General features: G+C 65.9%; 21 protein-coding genes. 6 read left to right on the top strand and 15 right to left on the bottom strand.

Going from position 1 to position 18,885, the window contains the following annotated elements:
- Positions 1 to 18: 18 nt before the first annotated feature.
- From leuC to ffh, 6 genes are all read right to left on the bottom strand, one after another.
- Complete coding sequence (leuC, locus tag ACTEK7_RS12835) at positions 19 to 1,425, bottom strand: 3-isopropylmalate dehydratase large subunit (protein WP_036024581.1); 1,407 nt, start codon at positions 1,423 to 1,425, stop codon at positions 19 to 21.
- Between the two features lie 326 nt (positions 1,426 to 1,751).
- Positions 1,752 to 2,132 (bottom strand): 50S ribosomal protein L19, encoded by a 381-nt coding sequence (gene rplS, locus ACTEK7_RS12830; RefSeq protein ID WP_036008895.1) that lies wholly within the window; start codon positions 2,130 to 2,132, stop codon positions 1,752 to 1,754.
- 110 nt (positions 2,133 to 2,242) lie between these two features.
- Positions 2,243 to 2,986: a tRNA (guanosine(37)-N1)-methyltransferase TrmD gene (gene trmD / locus ACTEK7_RS12825; RefSeq protein ID WP_225148314.1), complete on the bottom strand. Its 744-nt coding sequence runs from the start codon at positions 2,984 to 2,986 to the stop codon at positions 2,243 to 2,245.
- Between the two features lie 117 nt (positions 2,987 to 3,103).
- Complete coding sequence (rimM, locus tag ACTEK7_RS12820; RefSeq protein WP_225148313.1) at positions 3,104 to 3,679, bottom strand: ribosome maturation factor RimM; 576 nt, start codon at positions 3,677 to 3,679, stop codon at positions 3,104 to 3,106.
- A gap of 9 nt (positions 3,680 to 3,688) precedes the next feature.
- Entirely contained in the window at positions 3,689 to 4,021 is a 333-nt protein-coding gene (rpsP, locus tag ACTEK7_RS12815) for a 30S ribosomal protein S16 (RefSeq protein WP_025032875.1), read from the bottom strand.
- 100 nt (positions 4,022 to 4,121) lie between these two features.
- Entirely contained in the window at positions 4,122 to 5,672 is a 1,551-nt protein-coding gene (gene ffh / locus ACTEK7_RS12810; RefSeq protein WP_036024559.1) for a signal recognition particle protein, read from the bottom strand.
- 453 nt (positions 5,673 to 6,125) lie between these two features.
- Here ffh and ACTEK7_RS12805 point away from each other — a divergent pair, with 453 nt between their 5' ends.
- Together ACTEK7_RS12805 and ACTEK7_RS12800 are read left to right on the top strand one after the other, a co-directional pair.
- A complete protein-coding gene (locus tag ACTEK7_RS12805) occupies positions 6,126 to 7,190 on the top strand; it encodes an MBL fold metallo-hydrolase (protein WP_225148312.1) in 1,065 nt (354 codons plus the stop codon).
- Positions 7,191 to 7,366: 176 nt separating this feature from the next.
- Complete coding sequence (locus tag ACTEK7_RS12800; RefSeq protein ID WP_225135298.1) at positions 7,367 to 7,777, top strand: hypothetical protein; 411 nt, start codon at positions 7,367 to 7,369, stop codon at positions 7,775 to 7,777.
- An 88-nt stretch (positions 7,778 to 7,865) separates the two neighbouring features.
- Here ACTEK7_RS12800 and ACTEK7_RS12795 read toward each other — a convergent pair whose 3' ends face one another.
- The gene (locus ACTEK7_RS12795; protein WP_036040768.1) at positions 7,866 to 8,570 is read right to left on the bottom strand and encodes an SIMPL domain-containing protein; all 705 of its coding nucleotides are present in this window, start codon (positions 8,568 to 8,570) and stop codon (positions 7,866 to 7,868) included.
- Positions 8,571 to 8,575: 5 nt separating this feature from the next.
- A complete protein-coding gene (locus ACTEK7_RS12790) occupies positions 8,576 to 9,334 on the bottom strand; it encodes a GyrI-like domain-containing protein (protein ID WP_474808592.1) in 759 nt (252 codons plus the stop codon).
- Between the two features lie 245 nt (positions 9,335 to 9,579).
- On the opposite strand from ACTEK7_RS12790, the gene dapF reads away from it, so the two are divergent.
- Both dapF and mtaB read left to right on the top strand, forming a co-directional pair.
- Positions 9,580 to 10,455: a diaminopimelate epimerase gene (dapF, locus tag ACTEK7_RS12785; protein WP_109141833.1), complete on the top strand. Its 876-nt coding sequence runs from the start codon at positions 9,580 to 9,582 to the stop codon at positions 10,453 to 10,455.
- Positions 10,455 to 11,708, top strand: a complete 1,254-nt coding sequence (mtaB, locus tag ACTEK7_RS12780) for a tRNA (N(6)-L-threonylcarbamoyladenosine(37)-C(2))-methylthiotransferase MtaB (protein ID WP_109141832.1) — start codon at positions 10,455 to 10,457, stop codon at positions 11,706 to 11,708. Before dapF ends, mtaB begins: the two co-directional genes overlap by 1 nt.
- Before the next feature lie 40 nt (positions 11,709 to 11,748).
- Here mtaB and ACTEK7_RS12775 read toward each other — a convergent pair whose 3' ends face one another.
- Both ACTEK7_RS12775 and ACTEK7_RS12770 read right to left on the bottom strand, forming a co-directional pair.
- Positions 11,749 to 12,858, bottom strand: a complete 1,110-nt coding sequence (locus ACTEK7_RS12775) for a DUF2336 domain-containing protein (protein WP_109141831.1) — start codon at positions 12,856 to 12,858, stop codon at positions 11,749 to 11,751.
- A 254-nt stretch (positions 12,859 to 13,112) separates the two neighbouring features.
- Positions 13,113 to 13,796: an RluA family pseudouridine synthase gene (locus ACTEK7_RS12770; protein ID WP_225148684.1), complete on the bottom strand. Its 684-nt coding sequence runs from the start codon at positions 13,794 to 13,796 to the stop codon at positions 13,113 to 13,115.
- 75 nt (positions 13,797 to 13,871) lie between these two features.
- On the opposite strand from ACTEK7_RS12770, the gene ftsY reads away from it, so the two are divergent.
- Together ftsY and ACTEK7_RS12760 are read left to right on the top strand one after the other, a co-directional pair.
- Positions 13,872 to 14,816 (top strand): signal recognition particle-docking protein FtsY, encoded by a 945-nt coding sequence (gene ftsY, locus ACTEK7_RS12765; protein ID WP_036008849.1) that lies wholly within the window; start codon positions 13,872 to 13,874, stop codon positions 14,814 to 14,816.
- Between the two features lie 122 nt (positions 14,817 to 14,938).
- Complete coding sequence (locus tag ACTEK7_RS12760; protein ID WP_225138552.1) at positions 14,939 to 15,541, top strand: septation protein A; 603 nt, start codon at positions 14,939 to 14,941, stop codon at positions 15,539 to 15,541.
- A gap of 103 nt (positions 15,542 to 15,644) precedes the next feature.
- On the opposite strand, the gene ACTEK7_RS12755 is transcribed toward ACTEK7_RS12760, so the two are convergent.
- The 5 genes from ACTEK7_RS12755 to ccmA all read right to left on the bottom strand — a co-directional run bounded on the left by ACTEK7_RS12755 (position 15,645) and on the right by ccmA (position 18,806).
- Entirely contained in the window at positions 15,645 to 16,238 is a 594-nt protein-coding gene (locus ACTEK7_RS12755; RefSeq protein WP_225132161.1) for a DsbE family thiol:disulfide interchange protein, read from the bottom strand.
- Positions 16,235 to 16,420, bottom strand: coding sequence for a heme exporter protein CcmD (gene ccmD / locus ACTEK7_RS12750; protein WP_225148683.1), 186 nt, complete (start codon positions 16,418 to 16,420; stop codon positions 16,235 to 16,237). The genes ACTEK7_RS12755 and ccmD overlap by 4 nt, the downstream gene beginning before the upstream one ends.
- Positions 16,417 to 17,208: a heme ABC transporter permease gene (locus ACTEK7_RS12745; RefSeq protein WP_225148682.1), complete on the bottom strand. Its 792-nt coding sequence runs from the start codon at positions 17,206 to 17,208 to the stop codon at positions 16,417 to 16,419. Before ACTEK7_RS12745 ends, ccmD begins: the two co-directional genes overlap by 4 nt.
- A gap of 91 nt (positions 17,209 to 17,299) precedes the next feature.
- Positions 17,300 to 17,968, bottom strand: a complete 669-nt coding sequence (gene ccmB, locus ACTEK7_RS12740; protein WP_025032861.1) for a heme exporter protein CcmB — start codon at positions 17,966 to 17,968, stop codon at positions 17,300 to 17,302.
- Between the two features lie 235 nt (positions 17,969 to 18,203).
- The gene (gene ccmA, locus ACTEK7_RS12735; RefSeq protein ID WP_225148685.1) at positions 18,204 to 18,806 is read right to left on the bottom strand and encodes a heme ABC exporter ATP-binding protein CcmA; all 603 of its coding nucleotides are present in this window, start codon (positions 18,804 to 18,806) and stop codon (positions 18,204 to 18,206) included.
- Between the last annotated feature and the right edge of the window lie 79 nt (positions 18,807 to 18,885).

Genomic DNA, 18,885 nt, shown 5'->3' with positions numbered 1-18,885 from the left:
ACAATTGCAGGGATCAGCTTAGCGCCAGTCTCTGACGTCGACGAAGTGGCCCGCGATCGCCGCCGCTGCCGCCATCGCCGGCGACACCAGATGGGTGCGGCCCTTAAAACCCTGGCGGCCTTCGAAATTGCGGTTCGAGGTCGAGGCGCAGCGCTCTTCCGGCTTCAGCTTGTCCGGGTTCATGGCAAGGCACATCGAGCAGCCCGGCTCGCGCCATTCGAAGCCGGCCTTGATGAAGATCTTGTCGAGACCCTCGGCTTCGGCTTGCTCCTTCACGATGCCGGAGCCCGGCACGACCATGGCATTGACGTTCGCCGACACGGTCTTGCCTTCGGCGATCTTCGCCGCGGCCCGCAGGTCCTCGATGCGGCCGTTGGTGCAGGAGCCGATGAAGACGCGGTCGAGCTTGATGTCGGTGATCTTCGTGCCCGCCGTCAGGCCCATATATTTCAGCGCGCGATGCTTGGAGATGCGCTTGGCCTCGTCCGCGATCTTATCAGGATCGGGCACGATACCGGTGACAGAAATCACGTCTTCAGGCGAGGTGCCCCAAGTCACGATCGGCGGCAGCTTTGCGGCATCGAGGCGCAGCTCGTGGTCGAAATGCGCGCCGTCATCGGAGCGCAACTTCTCCCAGTAGCGCATCGCCGCGTCCCAGGCCGCGCCCTTCGGAGCCTTCGGACGATCACGCAGGAAGTCGAACGCCTTCTGGTCGGGCGCGACCAGGCCAGCGCGCGCGCCGCCTTCGATCGACATGTTGCAGACCGTCATGCGGCCTTCCATCGAGAGCGCACGGATCGCTTCGCCGGCATATTCCAGCACGTAGCCGGTGCCGCCCGCGGTGCCGATCTCGCCGATGATGGCCAGGATGATGTCCTTGCCCGTCACGCCATCCGGCAATTTGCCGTCGACGGTGACGCGCATGTTCTTGGCCTTCTTCTGGATCAGCGTCTGCGTCGCCAGCACGTGCTCGACCTCGCTGGTGCCGATGCCGTGCGCGAGCGCGCCGAACGCGCCATGCGTCGAGGTGTGGCTGTCACCGCAGACGATGGTGGTGCCGGGCAGCGTAAAGCCCTGCTCGGGGCCGATGACGTGGACGATGCCCTGGCGCTTGTCGAACTCGTTGTAATATTCGATGCCGAATTCCTTGGCGTTCTCGGCCAGCGCCTTGATCTGCTCGATGCTTTCAGGGTCGGGATTCGGCTTGGTGCGGTCGGTGGTCGGCACGTTGTGGTCGACGACGGCGAGCGTCTTCTCGGGCGCATGGACCTTGCGCCCCGTGGCGCGCAGGCCTTCGAACGCCTGCGGCGAGGTCACTTCGTGCACCAGATGGCGGTCGATATAGAGCAGGCAGGTGCCGTCCTCGGCTTCGTGCACCAGATGGTCGTTCCAGATCTTGTCGTACAGGGTGGTCGGCTTGGACATGAGCTCGAGCTCCGAAGAATGTGTGTCAGCGATGAGCGCGGCAGAGCGCGCGGGCAACAAAATCGTCAGCGCAGCTTTTAGGCTGCGCGGCTAAGCTCTGACGTTGCCGAGGTCGCGAAGCGTCCGAAGAACCGGCCAGGCAGCCGCGAGCGATCGTCGATGACGATGCGCTGGATGCGGGCGAAGCTGGTTAGATCTGGAAACATTCTAGGAATATATAGCAGGCCGAATTGGAAGCGCGAGTGCTTTGACGCGCACGGCTGACGCAACAAAAAAGCGCGGAGCCGAGCCCCGCGCTTTCGAAAGACCTGCCTGGTGGCGAAAGCTTACTCGCCGACGGCAGCAGCGCGGTCCTGCTTCTCAACGATGCGGGCCGACTTGCCGCGCAGGTTGCGGAGATAATAGAGCTTGGCGCGACGCACCTTGCCGCGGCGCACCACTTTGATCGAGTCGATCATCGGGGAGAGCAGCGGGAACACGCGCTCGACGCCCTCGCCATAGGAGATCTTGCGCACGGTGAAGCTCTCGTTGAGGCCACCGCCGGAACGGCCGATGCAGACGCCCTCATAGGCCTGCACGCGGGTGCGGTCGCCTTCGACGACCTTCACGTTGACGATCACGGTGTCGCCGGGGGCGAATTCCGGGATGTCCTTGCCGGCCGACAGCTTGTCGAATTGCTCCTGCTCGAGCTGCTTGATCAGGTTCATGGGTAAATCTCCATCGGCGCGCCCAGCCCTGGAAACGGGGGGCTGCGCAAAATTCGTCTATCCAGCCATTGCGGATTTGGCCGCTCCTATAAGGCAAGCCGGAGCGTTTGTCACCCGTCTGTCTTGGTTTTTGGCGTTTTTTGGCCGCTCCCCCGATTCGCGGCCTTTTCCCACAAATCCGGGCGCCGGGCGGCCGTCAGGGCCTCGGATTTGGCCCGCCGCCAGGCGGCCACCTTGGCGTGGTCGCCGGAGGTGAGGATGGCCGGGATCGGAACCCCCTCGAACAGCTGCGGGCGGGTGTATTGGGGGTACTCCAGCAGGCCGTCCGAAAAACTTTCCTCGGTTCCCGAGGCCTCCTTGCCCATCACCCCCGGCAGCAGCCGGACACAGGCGTCGATCAGGGCTAAAGCTGCGATTTCGCCCCCGGACAGCACGTAATCGCCGATCGAGACCTCCTCCAGGCCCCGAGCGTCGATCACCCGCTGGTCCACCCCCTCGAACCGCCCGCAGACGATCAGGGGGCCGGGGCCCTCGGCGAGCTCAGTGACGCGAGCCTGGGTCAATGGCCGACCGCGCGGGCTCATCAGCAGGCGCGGCCGCTCAGGGGCGATCTCCGCAGCGTCGATCGCCGCGGCCAGGACATCCGCCCGCAGCACCATGCCCGGGCCGCCGCCGGCAGGGGTGTCGTCGACGCTGCGATGGCGGTCGGTAGCGGAGGCTCGGATGTCGCGCGCCTCGATCTGCCACAGCCCGGACGCGAGCGCCCGGCCGGCGAGGCTCACGCCGAGCGGCCCCGGAAACATCTCCGGAAACAGCGTCAGCACCGTCGCGCGCCAGGGTGAGGGATTGGTCATTGCATCCTAATCTCGTCGTCCCGGGGCGCGCGAAGCGCGAGCCCGGGACCCATAACCACCGCAGCCCGTTTTGCGATAGCTGGAGCGATCAGCTTAGCGAAAAATTCCGGCCTGTGGTTATGGGTCCCCGCCCCCGTGCGCTTTGCGCACTAGGCGGGGACGACCCGTGGATGGAGCGTCGCCCTCGTCGTCGCCCTCGATCTCCTGCGGCAGCGCGATCACGACGCGGCCGCCTTTGAGGTCGACTTCCGGCACCACCGCGTTGGAGAACGGCAGCAGCATCGTCGGGCCCTTGGGCGGCGCGATCTCGATGATGTCGCCGGCGCCGAAATTATGGATCGCGAGCACGCGACCGAGCGCATCGCCATCAGTTGTGAGTGCGGCGAGCCCGATCAGATCGGTGTGGTAATATTCGTCCTCGTCCGTCGCGGGCAGTTTTTCGCGCGGGACATAGAGCTCGATGCCGTTGAGGCGCTCGGCCTCATCGCGGGTCGCGACACCCTTGAATGTCGCGACCAGATGATCTTTGGCCTCGCGCACCTGCGCGATTTCGAACTGGCGCCTGCCGTCCTTGGTCGACAGCGGACCGTAGCGGCGGACGGCAAAGGGATCCTCGGTGAAGGTCCACAGCTTGACCGCACCGCGCACACCATGCGCGGCGCCGATCCGCGCGACGCAGACCAGCGCCGACATGATCCGGCCTTACGCCTTGGCGGCGGCTTCGGCCTGCGCCTTGCGCTCCTTGCGCGGCACGGCCTTCTCAGGGTTGTTGCGGGCTTCGCGCTTCTTGACGCCGGCGGCATCGAGGAAACGCGCGACGCGATCCGACGGCTGCGCGCCCTTGGCGAGCCAGGCCTTCACCTTGTCCATGTCGAGCTTGAGGCGGGTCTCGTTGTCCTTCGGCAGCAGCGGATTGAAATGGCCGAGACGCTCGATGAAGCGGCCATCGCGCGGAAAGCGCGAATCGGCGACGACGACGTGATAGACGGGACGCTTCTTGGTGCCTGCACGGGCGAGACGGATAACGACGGACATTCAGTTCTCCTTGAAAGTGTGGTTTGCAAAGTACGTTTTGTTCGGTGGATTGGTATTTCCGCGCCGCGCGAGATGCTGATGATCCCGTGCGACGAATTCCTCATTTCTTCTTGCCGGGAAAGCCGCCCAGACCCGGAAGGGTCGGCTTGCCGCTGAGACCCGTAAGTCCCGGCAAATTCGGTAGGCCCGAGCGAAGACCGGGCGGCAGATCCTTCGGCAGATTCGGCAGGCCTTGTCCGCCGCCCGCGCCTTGCATCTTCTCCTGCAGCGCCTTCATCTCTTCGGGCGAGGGCATCTTCATGCCGCCGCCAAAACCCATCGCCTGTGCGATGCCGGCGAGCGGGCCGCGCTTGCCCGATCCCATGGCCTTCATCACGTCGGCCATGTTCCGGTGCATCTTCAGCAGCTTGTTGACGTGCTCGACGCTCTGGCCGCTGCCGGCCGCGATGCGCTTCTTGCGGCTGGCCTTCAAGAGGTCCGGATGACGCCGCTCCTCGCGCGTCATGGAATCGATGATCGCGACCTGGCGCTTCAGGATCTTGTCGTCGATGCCGGCGGCCGCGATCTGGTTCTTCATCTTGGAGATGCCGGGCATCATGCCCATCAGCCCGCTGATGCCGCCCATGTTGGCCATCTGCAGCAGCTGCTCGCGCATGTCGTTGAGGTCGAACTGACCCTTGCGCATGCGCTCGGCGGTGCGTGCGGCCTTCTCGGCGTCGATATTGGCGGCGGCGCGCTCGACCAGCGACACCACGTCGCCCATGCCGAGGATGCGGCCGGCGATACGATCCGGGTGGAAGTCTTCCAGCGCGTCGGTCTTTTCGCCGGTGCCGATCAGCTTGATCGGCTTGCCGGTGACGGCGCGCATCGACAGCGCGGCGCCGCCGCGGCCGTCGCCGTCAACGCGTGTGAGCACGATGCCGGTGAGGCCGACGCGCTGGTCGAACGAGCGCGCCAGATTCACGGCGTCCTGGCCGGTGAGCGAGTCCGCGACCAGCAGCACTTCGTGCGGGTTGGCCGCCGCTTTGATGGCAGCGGCTTCCGCCATCATCTCTTCGTCGAGCGTGGTACGGCCGGCGGTGTCGAGCAGCACGATGTCGTAGCCGCCGAGCTTGCCGGCTTCCAGCGCACGTTTCGCAATTTGCGGCGGCTGCTGGCCGGCAACGATTGGCAAAGTGGGAATGTCGAGGTCGCGGCCGAGCACGGCCAGCTGCTCCATCGCCGCCGGACGGTAGACGTCGAGCGAGGCCATCAAGACCTTGCGCTTGTCGCGCTGGACCAGGCGGCGGGCGAGCTTGGCGGTGGTGGTGGTCTTACCGGAGCCCTGCAGGCCGACCATCATGATCGGCACCGGCGGCACGGAATTGACGTCGATGGTCTGGCCTTCGGCGCCCAGCGTGTTGACCAGCTCGTCATGGACGATCTTCACCACCATCTGGCCGGGGGTGACCGACTTGACGACTGTGGCGCCGATCGCCTGTTCGCGCACGCGCTCGGTGAAGCTGCGCACGACTTCCAGCGCGACGTCGGCCTCCAGCAGCGCGCGGCGCACCTCGCGCATCGCGGCGTCGACGTCCTTTTCGGTCAGCGCACCGCGCCCCGTCAGACGATCGAGAATGCCACCAAGCCGTTCCGACAGATTGTCGAACAATGCCGTTGTCCTGTTGCTGTCTTCCCGATGGGAAGAGCGCTCCGTAACTCACCGCTGTCATGCCCCGCGAAGGCGGGGCATCCAGTACGCCGCAGCACCTCAGTTCAAGCCGAGCCGCCTCTGGGATACTGGATCGCCCGATCAAGTCGGGCGATGACACCTTCCTGGATGAGCATCTTCCAAACACCTTTGCGCCCGAGGGCGCACAGCGCTGTCGGGCGTTGACCTCCGGCCTCGAGGCCGGTCGGCGGGTCGAAAAGAAAGCCTTTCCGAGAAAGTGGCCGGGTTAAACGCCGCTCCCGCTCAAAAGTCAAGGAAAGTTAGGGTGTCGGCCCGCCCTTGGTAAGGCAAGGTTCTGAAAACGTGATCCTTTTGTCGCAGGTTCCTTTTCCGCCAGCCCCGCCCATATAGGCGGTGATGTCTTACCCCTCCAACCATCCCTAGAAGCCCGCCGTGCCGATCACCCGCCGCCGCCTTTTCGGACTATTCGCCGGAACCGGTGCGCTGGTCGGCATCCCCTCCCTCTGGATGTCCAGCATGAAAACCTATGACGGCCCCGCCTCCGATCATTTCGACGGCCTGACCTTCTTCGATCCGGACGGGGCGCCGCCGAAATCGCTGCGCGAGGTGCTGCGCTGGCAGCTCGGCGGCAAGCGGCAGCGGGCGACTTGGCCGGATTGGGCGCCCAGTCCCCATGCCGACACCCCGCCGGCGCGCGTTGACGGCGACAAGGTGCGGCTCTCCTTCGTCGGTCATGCCAGCTGGCTGATCCAGGCCGGCGGCCTCAACATCCTGGTCGATCCGGTCTGGTCGGAGCGGGTCTCGCCGGTCGCCTTCGCCGGGCCGAAGCGGCACAACGACCCCGGCATCGCCTTCGAGAAGCTGCCGAAGATCGACGTCGTGCTGGTCTCGCACGGCCATTACGACCATCTCGACATCGCGACGCTGTCGCGGCTCACCAAGAATTTCGCCCCGCGCGTCGTCACCCCGCTCGGCAACGACGTCACCATGCGCAGCTGGGATCCCGGCATCAAGGTGGAGGCGTTCGACTGGCATGATCGCGTCGAACTCGGCGAAGGCGTCGCGGTGCATTTAGTGCCGACAAGGCACTGGACCGCGCGCGGCCTGTTCGACCGCAACAAGGCGCTGTGGGCGAGCTTTGTCCTGGAGACGCCGGCCGGGAAGATCTACGTGGTCTGCGATTCCGGCTACGGCGATGGCCGCCATTTCCGCCGCGTCGCCGAGAAGCACGGCAAGCTGCGCCTGGCGATCCTCCCGATCGGCGCCTACGAGCCGCGCTGGTTCATGCGCGACCAGCACATGAACCCCGAAGATGCGGTGAAGGCGCTGGCCGATTGCGGCGCCGAGCAAGCGCTCGGGCATCACCACGGCACGTTCCAACTGACGGACGAAGCGATCGACGCGCCGGCGACAGCGCTGGTCGAGGCGCTGGATGCCGCGAAGATTCCGCAGGAAAGATTCGTGGCGATGCTGCCGGGGCAGGTGGTGGAGATTTAGGTCGTGTATCCATAAACCCGGCGGCTTGATGCGACGAAAGCAATGTCCGCTTTGCTCCCATCGCGGCAGGTGCGTGCGGTTCTGCGCCGTTGAACCAGAAAACCCATGACGCAACAAAGCACCATGGATTTCTTTTGGTCGGAAGACCTTTATTAATCGATGGATGGAGCCGGCCTGTGGGATTTTTGCTGAGAATTGTGCTTGCAACCGCTCTCGTGAACCTTGCTCCGGCCGTCGCCCAGGCGAAGAACGCCGTCGCTTCTCCTGCCTTGCAGAAGGAATTCGATGGCTTCATCGAGAAGTTTCGCGCGGCGCTGAAGGCAAACGATTCCGCCGCCGTCGCCGGTATGACACGATTGCCATTCATGAACGACAACGCAATTCGCGACGCCGCGCAATTTGGCGCCAAGACCTATCGGACCTCGTTCACGGCGAGGAATCGCGCGTGTATCCAGCGCGGCAAGGCCGTCTACGATCGCGATGACTATAAGAACGACAGTTACTTCGTCTTCTGCGGCGAGCTCATCTTCGTCTTTACCAAGACGCCGGCGGGGTTCCTTTTTACTGATATCAGCGTGAATGATTGATCGGGCAACGATGCTATCCCTGCCGCCGGACGTATGATCGGGTCGTCGGCCCATTGGTATTGCGACGATGCGCCTCTTACGAAAGCGGCTACTGCCCCGGCTTGATCGCCCAGCTCACATTCACCGTCACCGTCAGCGTCTCCTCGCCCGGCGCGACCGCGGCCTGTGGGGCGGCGGCCATCCGTTCGGCCATGCGGCCCTTGAACAGCGGCACCGGGCCGCCGCCCTCGGTGACGCTGAGCGGCGCGCCCAGCGTCACACCGGCGGCCTTCGCGTAAATCTCCGCCTTGCGCCGCGCGTCGGCCACCGCCTGCTCGCGCGCATCGTCAAGCAGCTTCGAGGCCTGCGTCACCTCGAAGGAGATGTTGCCGATGTCGTTGGCGCCGGCGCTGACCAGCGTGTCGATGATGCCGGCCACCTTGGTCACGTCGCGGATCTTGACGGTGACGCGGTTGCTCGCGCGGAAGCCGACCACCGGCGAGGCGCCGGTGGATTTGTTCTGGCCGTATTGCGGCTGCAGCGACAGCCGCGAGGTCTGGTAATCCTTCTCGGCGATGCCTGCGCTCTTCAGCGCCAGCAGCACCTTGCCCATCGCGGCGTTGTTGGCATCGGAGGCCTCTTTCGCTGTCTTGGCGTCGTTGGCGACGCCGGCATCGATTTGCGCGAGATCGGGCGCCGCGGACACGGAGGCTTCGCCGCTCACCGAGATTGCGGAGGGAAAATCCTCGGCGCGCGCGGGCGCGGCGAGTAGCGTGGCGGCGAGGGCGGCGGCGAGTAGGGCAGGCTTTTTCATCAGTCTCACTTCAGTGGCACGAAAACATTGATCACGAGCTTGTCCTCGGACGTCTTTAGGGGATCGGTGAGGTACTCCTCGATGAAGGTGTCCTTGGCTTCCAGCCTCTTGTCGTCGAGGTGATTGGTGATCGCCTCATACGTATTGTCCATGTTGTCGTAGGAGCCGCGATGGACGAATTTCAGCGCCTTGCCTTCAGGCGATTTGCCGATGCTCATGTCCTTGGACAGGTTCTTCGGGTCCTGATCGACCGGGATCTGGGCAAGAAAGGTGAAGCCGGTATCGTCCGTCGATGTGTAGACGATCATCGAATTGCCCGATGGCTTGATGCCCTGCTTGTCGAGCAGCGTGTTCAACGCCTTGAAGGCGTCGATCAGCGTGTCGAAGGCGGAGTCCCAATTGGCGGTGCCCTTGACTATCACGACCTTCTTCGACTCGAGCATGGTCTCGAGGCCAAAGGGATCGGCGGTCTGAACCGGGGCGGGGGTCGCGGCGGCGGCCGGGGGCGGGCTGGGCGAGGCGCTGGCGGCGGGCGCTGGCGATGCTGCAGGAGCGGGTGAGGCGCTCGCCGCAGGCGAGGGGGTGGCAGCGGGGGCGGGCGAGGCACTTGCAGCCGGGGCGGGCGAAGCCGTCGGGGCCGGCGAGGGACTTGCCGATGCGGCCGGCGCCGGGCTCGCGGTCTGCGCCAGAGCGCCTGACAGCCCATGCGACAAGGCCGCAGCCGGGATCAGCGCGGCCAAAGCGAGGCGACGAAAAGTGTTCATTTTATTCTCCCCGAGGCCCGCTTCGTCGGGGCCTCAATTCATCAAGGCCTTACCCACCAAGGCCTTAACCCGTCCGCGCGTCCCGGTTCGCGCGAACCGCGCCGTTCTAACACGCGAGCGCCGAATTCGTCCCATGACAGATGCGTCATGGCAGGCACCTTGCCCGATGTCCCGACCCGGGTGGCAAATCACTGGCCAAGCGGCCGAGGATCGCCATATAAGGCAGGCGAAATTCGGGAATTTTCATGAGCGCGCTGGCCAACCACGCATTTGCCAAGATGAACGGCATCGGCAACGAGATCGTCGTTGTCGACTTGCGCGATTCGGCGGCCAAGGTCACGCCGGACGATGCCCGCGCCGTCGCGTCCGCGAACGGCGGCGTGGCTTACGACCAGCTCATGGTGCTGCAGAGGCCGCGGCTCGACGGCACCGAGGCCTTCATCAGCATCTACAACAACGACGGCTCGGAGGCCGGTGCCTGCGGCAACGGCATGCGCTGCGTCGTGCGCCGCATCTTCGAGAAGACCGGGCAGACCACCGCGACCTTCGAGACGGCCGCCGGCCTGCTCAATGCCTGGCAGGGTCCGGCGCCCGACCTCTACACAGTGGATATGGGCGCGCCGAAGTTCGGCTGGCAGGACATTCCGCTGGCGGAAGAGTTTCGCGACACCCGCTACATCGAATTGCAGATCGGGCCGATCGACAATCCCATTCTGCATTCGCCCTCAGTGGTGAGCATGGGCAATCCGCACGCGGTGTTCTGGGTCGACGACGTCAACGCCTACGATCTCGGCCGCTTCGGTCCGCTCTTGGAAAACCATCCGATCTTTCCCGAGCGCGCCAACATCACGCTGGCCCATATCGTCGATCGCGAGCACATCACGATCCGCACCTGGGAGCGCGGTGCCGGCCTGACCAAGGCGTGCGGGTCGGCGGCCTGCGCCACGGCGGTCGCCGCCGCGCGGCTGAAGCGCGCCGAGCGCAAGGTCGAGATCACATTGCCCGGCGGCAAGCTCGGCATCGAATGGCGCGAGCGCGACGACCACGTGCTGATGACGGGCACCGCGACCTTCGAATATGAGGGCAGCTTCGATCCGGCGCTGTTCGCGCCGGTCGCCTGATGGCCGTCGACATCGTCACCTTCGGCTGCCGCCTCAACGCCTTCGAGGCCGAGGTGATCCGCAGCAAGGCGGAAGTCGCAGGGCTTTCCGACACCATAGTCATCAACAGCTGCGCCGTCACCAACGAGGCGGTGGCGCAGGCGCGCCAATCGATCCGCAAGCTGAAGCGCGAGCGCCCCGAGGCGCGCATCGTCGTCACCGGCTGCGCGGCGCAGACGCAGGCTGCGATGTTTGCGGGCATGGCCGAGGTCGATCGCGTCGTCGGCAATGACGACAAGATGCGCGGCGAAGCGTGGCGGGAGACGCGCCACGCTTTCGATCTTGGCGCCAGCGAGAAGATCGCCGTCGGCGACATCATGGCGGTGAAGGAGATGGCGCCGCACCTCGTCGATGGCTATGCGAGCGGCCTGCCGCGCGTCTTCGTGCAGGTGCAGAACGGCTGCGATCATCGCTGCACCTTCTGCATCATCCCGTTCGGCCGCGGCAATTCGCGCTCGGTGCCGATGGGCGCGGTGGTCGATCAGGTGCGCACCCTGGTCGAGCGCGGCCATGCCGAGATCGTGCTGACCGGCGTCGATCTCACGAGCTACGGTGCGGACCTGCCCGGCGCGCCCAAGCTCGGCCTGCTGACCAAGCAGATCCTGCGCCATGTGCCCGAGCTCAAGCGCCTGCGCATCTCCTCGATCGATTCGATCGAGGCCGATGACGACCTGCTCGATGCCATCGCCGACGATTCGCGCCTGATGCCGCACCTGCACCTGTCGCTGCAGTCGGGCGACGACATGATCCTGAAGCGCATGAAGCGGCGGCATTCGCGGCAGGATGCGATTGGCTTCTGCGAGCAGGTGCGCCGCCTGCGCCCCGATGTCGTCTTCGGCGCCGACATCATCGCGGGCTTCCCGACCGAGACCGAGGACATGTTCTCGCGCTCGCTGGGTCTCGTGGACCAATGCGGCCTGACCTTCCTGCACGTCTTCCCTTATTCGCCGCGGCCCGGCACGCCCGCCGCGCGGATGCCGCAGGTGGCGGGAGGCCTGATCAAGGAGCGTGCGCGACGGCTGCGTGCGGCCGGTGAAGCAGCGTTGCGGCAGCGCCTGCAAGCCGAGATCGGCGCAACGCGCGATGTGCTGATCGAGAGCGGGGGGCAGGGCCGCACGGAGCATTATCTGCCGGTGGCGATTGCGGGCGAGCGGGTTGGGAGTGTGGTGTCGCTGAAGATAGCCGGCAGCGATGGCGAGCGACTGAAGACGTAAGCAGCTGCTCTTTGCCCTTTCCCATAAGGGGAGAGGAAAACTACGACGCCCGCACCTGCCAGAACCGCAACGTCCGCTTGGCATTCTCCGCCGTCATCCTCGCAAAATGCCCCTGCGCCCGCGCGACGTCGGCCGGCTTCATCGCGCCGGTCGCGAAACGGCATTCGAGCACGGCCATGGCCGTTTCCCAGCCGAGCTGTGCGGCCCTGCACGGCACCAGCAGGCCGTCCTCGCGCAGACTCTGCATCAGCGGACGGATCACCTCGACCGTCGACCCTGATAATGCCGCCAGCGCCGCCACCGTCTCCTCATAGCGGCGTTGTCTGGCGAAGCCGAGCAGCGTCGCCTCGTTGAGCTGGCCGGTGGCCTTGAGGCCAGCGATGGCGCGCTTGGCACCTTCGAAATCGCGCACCGCCGACATTTCGCGTTCGGCGCCGATGGCGACGGCGGCGATCGCGCTCTGGATTTCCTCGAACAGATGCGGCGGGGCGCGCGACAACAGGCGGGTGCGCACGGCGTCGGTCGCCGAGCGCAGCAATTGGCGGCGCAGCTCCGAGGGCAAGTCGACGCGGACGCCGACACTGACTGCGAGCTCCGGGTCTCTTTCGGCCTGGCCGACGATGATGGCAAATCCCTTTGCGGACACGCGCGCGCCGGGATTGGCGGCGAGCCGCCGGCTGACGCTGGGATAACGGCGCGCCAGCAGCGCGTCGGTGACGATCTCCTTCAGCCACCAGCGGCCGGCGACCGCGAGCAGATGCGGCTCGCCCTTAGCTGATGCGATCTTCACCAGCTCGCCGTCGTCGAGGCGCGCGGATTCCTGCAGCACGGGGCCGGCGATGCGGATCTCGTCATTGTTGGCGAGGCGGCGGATCACCGACAGCGGCGCCTGCGCGATCGGCGCCAGCTGCGCGCTGATCTCGGCCAGCGCCACGCGCGCTGCCACATCGGCGATGGCGCGCAGCTCGATGGTGCCGATCAGGCGCTCGAGCACGTCGTCGAACAGCGCGATCTGCTCGTCGCCGAAATTGCCGGCGGAGGAGAGGAACAGCTCGGTGACGCGCCGGGCCGTCGCCAGGCCCTTTTCCGGCGAGCCGATCCGCAGTGCGGATTCGACCTCGTCGATGATCGATAGCCCGGAATTGGTCATCGCGCGCGGCTCGTCCTGAGCGGTTACGGAAGCTTGTTCTAAGCAACCGTTATCATTAGAGGCGAGCGCTGAAGGTTTCGTAAACCATGGCACGGTAGCCGAGCACAGCCGCTTCTCGACCGACCACCGCTCCTCATCCCGAGGAGCCCGCGAAGCGGGCGTCTCGAAGGATGGATACGACCGCGATGCGCCTGCGGGGCCTCTATGGTTCGAGACGGCGCTGACGCGCCTCCTCACCATGAGGGTCTAAGAGGCTACTCCCCCTTCCACCCGCAGGCCCGGAGCTTCTCGTGCATATGCGGCGGGGCCGGCGCCACCACGCGGACCGGCTCCTTGTTCCGGGAGATCGGCACCACGATCTCGCGCGAATGCAGGTGCAGGCGCGGCTCGCCGAAGCGCGGACCGTTGCCGTAAATGTTATCGCCGAAGATCGGCCAGCCGCTCGCGGCCGCATGCACCCGCAATTGATGGGTCCGGCCGGTCACCGGTTCCATGGCAAGCCAGGTGAAACCGTCGCCCCGGCCCATCACCTTCCAGCTCGTGATCGCCTTCTGCCCTTCCGGATCCGGCTTCTGCCACCAGCCGCGTTCGGCATTGAGCCGGCCGAGCGGCATGTCGATGGTGCCTTCGTCCTCGGCAGGGCCGCCTTCGACCACGGTCCAGTAGGTTTTGCCGATCTTGCCGTGCTTGAACAAAAGGCCCAGCGATGCCGTCGCCTTGCGGTGGCGGCCGAGCACGAGGCAGCCCGAGGTGTCCTTGTCCAGCCGGTGGGCCAGCACCGGCGGTCGCGGCAGGCCGAAACGCAGCGCGTCGAAGCAATCCTCCAGATTGGGGCCGCCCTTGGGGCCGCGATGCACCGGCAGGCCGGCAGGCTTGTCGATGACCAGCATCAGGCCGTCGCGATGGAGCACGCGGGCCAAGATCTCATCGGCGGTCATTTGGGGAACATCGAGCAATCGCAGGACTTTCGGTCAAGGCTTTCGTTTACGGGCCGGAACGGCTAACACGCCACCATGAACGATACCACCTCCGAGACCCCCAAGCTGAGCTGGTGGCGCCGCCTGTCCAATGGGCTGAAGCGCACCTCGTCCTCGCTTGGGACCGCGGTCGCCGACCTCGTCACCAAGCGCAAGCTCGACCGCGCCATGCTCGACGACATCGAGGACGTGCTGCTGCGCGCCGACCTCGGCACGTCGGTCGCGGTGCGCATTGCGGATGCCGTCGGCACGGGGCGCTACGACAAGGCGATCTCGGCGGACGAGGTCAAGGACGTCGTCGCGACCGAGGTCGAGAAGGTGCTGTCGCCGGTGGCAAAGCCGCTCGTGATCGATGCGGCAAAAAAGCCGTTCGTGATCCTCGTGGTCGGCGTCAACGGTTCCGGCAAGACCACCACGATCGGCAAGCTGTCGCAGAAATTCGCCTCCGAAGGCCGCAAGGTGATGCTGGCTGCCGGCGACACGTTTCGCGCCGCCGCCATCGAGCAGCTCAAGGTCTGGGGCGAGCGGACGAAGACGCCCGTCATCGCAGGCGCGCAGGGCTCGGATTCGGCGAGCCTTGCCTTCAACGCGCTCACCGCGGCGAAGGAGCAGAATGTCGACGTGCTGCTGATCGACACCGCCGGCCGCTTGCAGAACAAGGCCGAGCTGATGAACGAGCTCGAGAAGGTCGTGCGCGTGATCCGCAAGGTGGATGACACTGCGCCGCATGCCGTGCTGCTGGTGCTGGATGCGACCGTCGGCCAGAATGCGCTGTCGCAGGTCGAGGCCTTCCATCGCACCGCCGGGGTCACCGGCCTCGTGATGACCAAGCTCGACGGCACCGCGCGCGGCGGCATCCTGGTGGCGCTCGCGGAGAAGTTCAAGCTGCCGGTGCACTTCATCGGCGTCGGCGAAGGCGTCGACGATCTCGCGCCCTTCACCGCGCGCGACTTCGCCCGCGCCATCGCCGGAATCGAATAGCGTCATCCTTCGAGGCGCCGCTTGCGCGGCTCCTCAGGATGAGGTCGTGCCACACATGAGGTCCTCATCCTGAGGAGACCGCGAAGCGGTCGTCTCGAAGGATGGGAGATACGGAACAGAGAATGGACAAGACCCAGCCGCATCCGCTGTTCAAGCTCGCGACCGAGCTCGGTCCGCTGCTCGTGTTTTTCTTCGTCAACGCGAAGTTCAATCTGTTCGCGGCGACCGGCGCCTTCATGGTGGCCATCGCGGTCGCGATGGCCGCCTCTTACATCGTGACGCGTCACATCCCGATCATGGCGATCGTCACGGGCGTGATCGTGCTGGTGTTCGGCACGCTGACCCTGGTGCTGCACGACGAGACGTTCATCAAGCTCAAGCCGACCATCATCTACGGCCTGTTCGCCGCGATCCTCGGCGGCGGCCTGTTGTTCGGCCGTTCCTTCATCGCCGTGATGTTCGACCAGGTGTTCAACCTGACGCCGCAGGGCTGGCGCATCCTCACCTTGCGCTGGGCGCTGTTCTTCGCCGGAATGGCGGTGCTGAACGAGATCGTCTGGCGCACCCAGAGCACGGATTTCTGGGTGAACTTCAAGGTATTCGGCGTCACTCCGATCACGATGATCTTCGCCATCGCACAGATGCCGCTGACCAAGCGCTATCATCTGGCGCCGGTCTCGCTGGAGAGAAGCGAGGCCGAGGCGGGGGATGTGAGCAAGGGGTGATGGTCCGCTCGTCATTGCGAGCGAAGCGAAGCAATCCAGAATGCCTCTGCGGAGGGACTCTGGATTGCTTCGTCGCAAGAGCTCCTCGCAATGACGATCTTCGCTACGACCCTGCCTTCAGCGCCTTCTCCAGCTCCGGCATCAGCACGGCCTTGAGATTTTGCGGCGTGATCGGCCCGACCAGCTTGTAGACGATGGTGCCCTCGCGCCCGACGACGAAGGTCTCCGGCACGCCATAGACGCCCCATTCGATCGACGCGCGGCCGTTGGCGTCGACGCCGACGTGGCCGAACGGGTTGCCGTAGCGGCCGAGGAAGCGGCGCGCATTGTCGGCGGCGTCCTTGTAGTTGATGCCGACCAGCTGGAAGCGCTTGTCTTTTGCCATTTCGGTCAAAAGCGGCGCTTCGTCATGGCAGGGCACGCACCAGGACGCCCAGACGTTGACGAGGCTGACCTTGCCCTTGAAGGCGGCGGGATCGAGTCCCGGGACCTGCGCGCCATTCTCTTGCAATCCCTGGAGCGGCGGCAGCACGGTCTGCGGTGCGGGCCGGCCGATCAGCGCCGAGGGAATCCGCGAGGGATCTCCGCTGCCGAGCCGGAACCAGAACAGAAGCGCGAGGCCGATGAAGACGATCAGCGGCAGCATCACCAGGAAGGCGCGGCGCTGTGGCGGAGCGGAAGCAGGCTGATCGCTCATCGCAGCTCCGTCGCGCTGCGGCCCGACCGGCGGGTGATGCCGCGCTGCTCCAGCTCGCGCAGGCGCTGCGTCTGGCTGCGATAATCGAGCATGACCCAGCCGATCAGGATCGCGACCACGAGGGCGACAGCTGCGTAAGACGCCACTATGAAAGTGGCATAAGGACCGAGCGACATCGTCATGCAGCCCCAGCTTCTTTGGACGCGTTGTCTTCACGCGAACCGGCGGCCACTTCGCTCGAAAACGCGATCCGGCTGGCCTGCATCATCTGCAGCGAGCGGACACGGCGGCGCAAAATCTCGTTGCGCATCGCGGCCAGGTGCAGCGTGACGAACAGCAGCGTGAAGGCGACCGCCATCACCAGCAGCGGAATCAGGAACGACTTGTCCAGCGCCGAGCCGCCCATGCGTATCACCGAGGCGGGCTGGTGCAGCGTGTTCCACCAATCGACCGAGAACTTGATGATCGGCAGGTTGATCGCGCCGACCAGGGTCAGTACCGCGGCAGCGCGCGCCGCACGCGAGGGATCGTCGACCGCGCGCCACAGCGCCATCAGGCCGAGATACATCAGGAACAGGATCAGCACCGAGGTCAGCCGCGCGTCCCATTCCCAATAGGTGCCCCACATCGGCCGGCCCCAGAGCGAGCCCGTGAGCAACGCGAGGAAGGTGAAGGCGGCGCCGATCGGAGCTGCGGCCTTGGCGGCGACGTCGGCGAGCGGATGCCGCCACACCAGCGTGCCCAACGATGCGATGCTCATCACGCCCCACACGAACATCGACAGCCAGGCATTGGGCACGTGGATGAACATGATCTTGACGGTCGCGCCCTGCTGATAGTCGTCGGGCGCGAGCGCAGCTTGATAGAGACCGATCGTGAGCAGGATGATTGTCGCGGCCGCCAGCCACGGCAACACCCGCGCTGTCAGCGCGAGGAACCGCGTGGGGTTGGCGAGGTCGATCAGCGTCATGGTATCCTGATAATCACCGGGGGCCGCTCAGGCAATCAGCACGAAAGCCCGTCGCGAAAGTTGATCCGGGTCAAGGTCCGTCGAGCCCATCTCAGTCGAGGCCATGCCGCAGGCTTGCTGCGGCCGCGAACGGGCCGATCACGAGGCTGACCAGCGACAGTGCGCACAGGATCGAGAACGGCGCGCCGAAGGTCATGGGACCGACGATCACCGCCTGCGAGGCCGCAACGCCGAAAATCAGCACGGGAATCGACAGCGGCAGCACCAGCACCGCCATCAACAGCCCGCCGCGATGCAGCGTCACCGCCAGCGCCGCGCCGATCATGCCGGTGAAGGTCAGCGCCGGAGTGCCCGCCAGCAGCGTCAGCGCCACCGCGGCCGTGGCGATCATGTCGAGGTTGAGCAACAGGCCGAGCACGGGGGTTGCGACAATCAGCGGCAGGCCGGCGGCGAGCCAATGCGCCAGCGCCTTGGCGGCGCAGGCGAGTTCCAGCGGCGTTCGGCTCATCGTGATCAGGTCGAGCGAGCCGTCCTCATGGTCGGCCATGAACAGCCGGTCGAGGGTCAGCAGGCTGGCCAGGAGGGCGCCGAGCCAGAGGATCGCAGGTCCCAGCCGCGACAGCAGCGCCAGATCCGGCCCGACCGCGAACGGCATCAGCACCACCACGGTCAGGAAGAACAAGACGCCAATCAAGGCCCCGCCGCCGACGCGGAGCGCGATGCGGATGTCCCGGCGGATGAGGGCGGCAAGGGCGGTCATGGGGCGGCTCTCCCGGCGGAGCGGACGTGGGAGCCGGGCTGGAGCTCCGGGTGCGGTGCGCTCCCTCCCCCGCCTGCGGGGGAGGGGTGGGGAGAGGGTGTCTCGACAACGACGACTCCCCCAGAGGAGAGAACCCTCTCCCGGCGCTCCGCGCCCGCCTCTCCCGTACGCGGGAGAGGCGGGGGAACGGGGAGAGCAGCGCGCGGCCGCTTGGAAAACTGAGGGTGCTTGAACTTCACGCCACACCTCCGATCCGCAGCTCCCGCGATTCGATGCCGAGCGGGGCATGCGTCGCCGCGACGATCATGCCGCCGGCGGCCAGATGCTCGCGCATCAGGCCGGCGAACATGTCCTGACCGGCGACATCAAGCGCATTGGTCGGCTCATCCAGGAGCCAGACCGGGCGGCGGACGGTCAGCAGCCGCGCCAGCGAGAGCCGGCGGCGCTGTCCCGCGGACAGGAATCCGGCGGGCAGATGGATGGCGTGGTCGAGCCCCACCTTGGCAAGGCTCTCGACGGCATCGAAACGCTCGCCGCCGAGAAAATCAGCCCAAAACGTCAGGTTTTCGGCCACGCTCAGCGCCGGCTTCAGGGCATCGCGATGGCCGAGATAGTGGCACTGCTCCGCCAGAGTCAGCTCGCTATGGTCTCCCTCCAGCGCGATCGTCCCGCCGGCGGGGACGAGCAGGCCCGCGATCAGCCGCAGCAGCGAGGTCTTGCCCGATCCATTGCGGCCGACCACAGCCACGGCCTCGCCCGACCCGGCCGCGAAATCGAGCCCGGCGAACACCTCGCGCCCGCCCCGCACGCATCTCAGCCCGTGACCTGACAGCCGCATGTCGCCTTGGTTCAGTCCGCTCACAGCCGGGCCTCAGGAAATCTTGGGGTAGCGCATGGGAATTTTTGGCTCGCGAATT

This window comes from Bradyrhizobium sp. JHI2711, from assembly GCF_056156565.1.
The sequence above is the reverse complement of the archived record's forward strand: the minus strand, read 5'-3'. Positions and strand labels throughout refer to the sequence as shown.

Bases quoted from the DNA above. Each gene is read 5' to 3' on its own strand.
- leuC (WP_036024581.1), bottom strand. From the start codon at position 1,425: ATGTCCAAGCCGACCACCCTGTACGACAAGATCTGGAACGACCATCTG.
- rplS (WP_036008895.1), bottom strand. From the start codon at position 2,132: ATGAACCTGATCAAGCAGCTCGAGCAGGAGCAATTCGACAAGCTGTCG.
- trmD (WP_225148314.1), bottom strand. From the start codon at position 2,986: ATGACCAATCCCTCACCCTGGCGCGCGACGGTGCTGACGCTGTTTCCG.
- rimM (WP_225148313.1), bottom strand. From the start codon at position 3,679: ATGTCGGCGCTGGTCTGCGTCGCGCGGATCGGCGCCGCGCATGGTGTG.
- rpsP (WP_025032875.1), bottom strand. From the start codon at position 4,021: ATGTCCGTCGTTATCCGTCTCGCCCGTGCAGGCACCAAGAAGCGTCCC.
- ACTEK7_RS12795 (WP_036040768.1), bottom strand. From the start codon at position 8,570: ATGAAAAAGCCTGCCCTACTCGCCGCCGCCCTCGCCGCCACGCTACTC.
- ACTEK7_RS12790 (WP_474808592.1), bottom strand. From the start codon at position 9,334: ATGAACACTTTTCGTCGCCTCGCTTTGGCCGCGCTGATCCCGGCTGCG.
- dapF (WP_109141833.1), top strand. From the start codon at position 9,580: ATGAGCGCGCTGGCCAACCACGCATTTGCCAAGATGAACGGCATCGGC.
- mtaB (WP_109141832.1), top strand. From the start codon at position 10,455: ATGGCCGTCGACATCGTCACCTTCGGCTGCCGCCTCAACGCCTTCGAG.
- ACTEK7_RS12775 (WP_109141831.1), bottom strand. From the start codon at position 12,858: ATGACCAATTCCGGGCTATCGATCATCGACGAGGTCGAATCCGCACTG.
- ACTEK7_RS12770 (WP_225148684.1), bottom strand. From the start codon at position 13,796: ATGACCGCCGATGAGATCTTGGCCCGCGTGCTCCATCGCGACGGCCTG.
- ftsY (WP_036008849.1), top strand. From the start codon at position 13,872: ATGAACGATACCACCTCCGAGACCCCCAAGCTGAGCTGGTGGCGCCGC.
- ACTEK7_RS12760 (WP_225138552.1), top strand. From the start codon at position 14,939: ATGGACAAGACCCAGCCGCATCCGCTGTTCAAGCTCGCGACCGAGCTC.
- ACTEK7_RS12755 (WP_225132161.1), bottom strand. From the start codon at position 16,238: ATGAGCGATCAGCCTGCTTCCGCTCCGCCACAGCGCCGCGCCTTCCTG.
- ccmD (WP_225148683.1), bottom strand. From the start codon at position 16,420: ATGACGATGTCGCTCGGTCCTTATGCCACTTTCATAGTGGCGTCTTAC.
- ACTEK7_RS12745 (WP_225148682.1), bottom strand. From the start codon at position 17,208: ATGACGCTGATCGACCTCGCCAACCCCACGCGGTTCCTCGCGCTGACA.
- ccmB (WP_025032861.1), bottom strand. From the start codon at position 17,968: ATGACCGCCCTTGCCGCCCTCATCCGCCGGGACATCCGCATCGCGCTC.
- ccmA (WP_225148685.1), bottom strand. From the start codon at position 18,806: ATGCGGCTGTCAGGTCACGGGCTGAGATGCGTGCGGGGCGGGCGCGAG.